Origin of the sequence: Falsiroseomonas oryziterrae, assembly GCF_021864505.1 — a bacterium.
GTDB classification, from domain to species: domain Bacteria; phylum Pseudomonadota; class Alphaproteobacteria; order Acetobacterales; family Acetobacteraceae; genus Falsiroseomonas; species Falsiroseomonas oryziterrae.
Genome location: NZ_JAKJIB010000413.1, coordinates 1 through 3089, shown reverse-complemented (window position 1 = coordinate 3089; position 3089 = coordinate 1). Strand labels below are relative to the sequence as shown.

Annotated in this window: 4 protein-coding genes, 1 other RNA gene and 1 pseudogene; 3 read left to right on the top strand and 3 right to left on the bottom strand. The window is 74.1% G+C overall.

The features are described 5' to 3' along the window. Nucleotides 1–226, bottom strand: a pseudogene (locus L2I40_RS21190) (c-type cytochrome); the annotation flags it as partial. Between the two features lie 214 nt (nucleotides 227–440). Here L2I40_RS21190 and L2I40_RS21185 point away from each other — a divergent pair. Further along, nucleotides 441–1349 carry a prephenate dehydratase gene (locus L2I40_RS21185; protein ID WP_237217184.1) on the top strand — a complete coding sequence of 303 codons (909 nt, stop codon included), beginning with the start codon at nucleotides 441–443 and terminating at the stop codon, nucleotides 1347–1349. A 7-nt stretch (nucleotides 1350–1356) separates the two neighbouring features. Here L2I40_RS21185 and L2I40_RS21180 read toward each other — a convergent pair whose 3' ends face one another. Beyond that, the gene (locus L2I40_RS21180) at nucleotides 1357–1662 is read right to left on the bottom strand and encodes a phosphoribosylamine--glycine ligase (protein WP_237217182.1); all 306 of its coding nucleotides are present in this window, start codon (nucleotides 1660–1662) and stop codon (nucleotides 1357–1359) included. Beyond that, complete coding sequence (gene nudC / locus L2I40_RS21175; protein ID WP_237217180.1) at nucleotides 1662–2588, bottom strand: NAD(+) diphosphatase; 927 nt, start codon at nucleotides 2586–2588, stop codon at nucleotides 1662–1664. Before nudC ends, L2I40_RS21180 begins: the two co-directional genes overlap by 1 nt. Before the next feature lie 113 nt (nucleotides 2589–2701). Here nudC and ffs point away from each other — a divergent pair. Together ffs and L2I40_RS21165 are read left to right on the top strand one after the other, a co-directional pair. Then, nucleotides 2702–2800, top strand: an RNA gene (gene ffs, locus L2I40_RS21170) — signal recognition particle sRNA small type. 59 nt (nucleotides 2801–2859) lie between these two features. Beyond that, complete coding sequence (locus L2I40_RS21165) at nucleotides 2860–3063, top strand: hypothetical protein (protein ID WP_237217178.1); 204 nt, start codon at nucleotides 2860–2862, stop codon at nucleotides 3061–3063. Nucleotides 3064–3089 lie beyond the last annotated feature (26 nt).

Genomic DNA, 3089 nt, shown 5'->3' with positions numbered 1-3089 from the left:
GGCCGGTGTCGGCATTGGCCGCGGCGAGGAGCGGCGAGATCGGCTCGAGCGCCGGCGCGGCGGGGGCGGCGGCCTGCTGCGCGGCCGGGGGCGGCGCGCCGGTCGCGATGGCCGACTGGTAGATGCGCGGCGGCGAGACGAGGGCGTCGCCGACGAGGCCCGCAACCATGAAGGTGATGCCCGCGGTCAGCACCGCGGCGGCCGCCTTGTTGAACTCGAGAGACATCCCGGATCGAACCCTTCCAACCGCGGCCAGCCGGGGCACCGGGGCGCCGCCCTGGCGGCGACATGGCGCCACGCCGGCGGGCTTGCGCCCGTGTCGCCGTGCCGTAAAACGCGCGGAACATAGAGGCGGTGTGCAACCTCGACAACCCGCCTGCCTCGCGCGGCCCGCCCGTTGAACGCCCGCAGAACCGCAGGATCACATCCAGGATCACATGATGGACAGCCCGGCCGCCGAGTTGCGCAACGCCGTGTCGCCGGAAGCAGCGGGTTCGGCTGCGCGGACGATCGCCTTCCAGGGCCTTCCCGGCGCCTATTCCGACCTCTCGTGCCGGCACGCCTATCCGGGCTGGACGACGCTGCCCTGCCCGTCCTTCGAAGCGGCGATGCAGGCGGTGCGCGACGGCCGCGCCGCGCGCGCCATGCTGCCCTGCGAGAACTCGCTCGCGGGCCGCGTGCCGGACATCCATCGCCTGCTGCCCGATTCCGGCCTGCATGTGGTCGGCGAGCATTTCGAGCGCGTCGAGCACTGCCTGCTGGCGCCGAAGGGGGCCAGCGTCGCGACGCTGAAGCGCGCGCACAGCCACCCGATGGCGCTCGGCCAGGTGCTGAACGTGCTGAAGGAGCTGAACCTGCAGGCGGTGATCGAGGCCGACACCGCCGGCGCCGCGGCGCTGATCGCCGAGCGCGGCGGCATCGAGGACGCGGCGGTCGCCAGCGAACTCGCCGCCGAGGTCTATGGTCTGCAGATCCTCCGCCGGAACATCGAGGACGCGGCGCACAACACGACGCGCTTCTACGTGATGGCGCGCGAGGCCCTGCCGCCGCCCTATGGCGACGGCCACTGGGTGACGAGCTTCGTCTTCCGCGTCCGCAACATCCCCGCCGCGCTCTACAAGGCGCTGGGCGGCTTCGCGACCAACGGCGTGAACATGACCAAGCTCGAGAGCTACATGGTCGGCGGCTCGTTCAACGCCACGCAGTTCCTGGCCGACGTCGACGGGCATCCGGAGGAGCCGGGGCTGGCCCGCGCTCTGGAGGAGCTGGCGTTCTTCTCGGCCGACCTGCGCATCCTCGGCACCTACCGCGCGCACCCCACGCGGCTGGCGCAGCGCGAAGGCAACTGAGGCCCGGTCAGAAGAAGCTGGGCGGCCGGACGCGCTCGACGCCACCGCCGCGGATCACGCCGCGCCGGCGCAGGCAGTCGTTCAGGGCGCGCGCCTCCGCGTCGGCGACGCGTGCCCGCGTGCGCTCCTGCTCGCCGGAGCTGGAGAGGTTGGCGGCGCGCCAGGCCTCGCGCACCGTGTCGCTCCGGCTCGCCTCGGCGCGGCATTCGGCGACGGCGGGATCCTCGGTCGGGGCGGCCTGGCGCGCGGGCGCGCCGCCGCAGGCCGCGAGCAGCAGCAGGGCGAGCGCCGGCAGGATGCGGGGCGGTTGCATCAGGCGGCCTCCAGCCAGTCCTCGATCAGCCGGCGGGCGATCGAATCGACGCGCGGCAGCGAGAAGCCGCCGGCCTCCGGGTTGCGCAGCTCGGCGCGGCTGAACCAGCGCGCGTCCTTCAGCTCCTCCGGGTCGATGCGGATGTCCTCCGTCAGGCCCTCGGCGTGGAACCCGAGCATGATGGAGGAGGGGAAGGGCCAGGGCTGGGAGGAATGGTAGGCGACCTTGCCGACCAGCACGCCCGTCTCCTCCTGCACCTCGCGGCGCACGGCTTCCTCGAGGCTCTCGCCCGGTTCCACGAAGCCGGCGAGGGTCGAATACATGGTGACGTTGGGGAAGCGGTGCGAATGGCCGAGCAGGCAACGGTCGCCGCGCACCACCAGCATGATGACGGCCGGGTCGGTGCGCGGAAAATGCTGCGTCCCGCAGGCCGTGCAGGCGGTCGCGTTGCCCGCGCTGCGCGGCGTGCAGGGCGCGCCGCAGGCGCCGCAGAAGCGGTGCTTCGTGCGCCAGTGCATCAGCCCGCGGGCATGCGCCAGCACGCTCGCCTCGCCCGCGGGCAGCAGGCCCGCGACGCTGCGGAGATCGGCGAAGCCGCCCATGCCCTCCGGCAGCAGCGGCAGCGGGTCCTCGGCCGCCGAGCAGTCCACGGCGAAGACCGGGCGCTTCTCCCAGAGCCCGAGGAAGGCCCAGGGGCCGTCCTGCATGCGCACCGCCTCGGCCGCGGCGGCCGTCAGCAGCACGGCCTCGGGCCTGCCGGCCTCGACGCCCTTCATCAGCGACTTCGCGCGCCAGACCGGGGCGAAGAGCGTGTCCGGGTCCGCCAACGCCTGGTGGATCCAGTCGGCGTCCTCGCGCAGCGCCGAGGCGCGGTCGAGCGGGCTGCCGGTGTAGGCGTTGGGCCGGCTGGCGGGGAAGGAGAGCATGCGGGCGGTGATGTGCCACGCGGCCCGGGGGGCGGCAACCGAGCCGGATCGCGGATCGGTGCGCCGCCGGGCGCACCATTGCCGCAGGCGCCCGCAGGCCCGATATTGGGGACGGAAGGTCGGCGACGGACGTGCCCCTCGCCAACCCGGTCAGGTCCGGAAGGAAGCAGCCGTAACGAGTTCTCGCGCGGGTCGCCCGCCGGCCTTCCACCCTCCCCGAGGGACGTGACCCATCACTGGCCCCACCGGGCCCCGAGCGATCCCGGACCCCATGGCCAGCGACCTTCTCGGCAATCCGCTTCCCGACGACGAGGCCCTGCCGGAGCCGCCGGCGCCTGACGGCCCTGGCCTGTTCGGCGATCCGGCGCCGCCGTCTGCGCCGGCCCCCGCCCCGGCCCCCATTGCGGGCGCCAGGCCGGTCGCGGAGGCCGCGCCGGCCGAGCCCGCCGCGCCCTATCGCGTCCTGGCCCGCTAGTACCGCCCGAAGAGCTTCAGCGAGCT

Coding starts and splice junctions, on each gene's coding strand:
- L2I40_RS21185 (WP_237217184.1), top strand. CDS start 441: ATGGACAGCCCGGCCGCCGAGTTGCGCAACGCCGTGTCGCCGGAAGCA.
- L2I40_RS21180 (WP_237217182.1), bottom strand. CDS start 1,662: ATGCAACCGCCCCGCATCCTGCCGGCGCTCGCCCTGCTGCTGCTCGCG.
- nudC (WP_237217180.1), bottom strand. CDS start 2,588: ATGCTCTCCTTCCCCGCCAGCCGGCCCAACGCCTACACCGGCAGCCCG.
- L2I40_RS21165 (WP_237217178.1), top strand. CDS start 2,860: ATGGCCAGCGACCTTCTCGGCAATCCGCTTCCCGACGACGAGGCCCTG.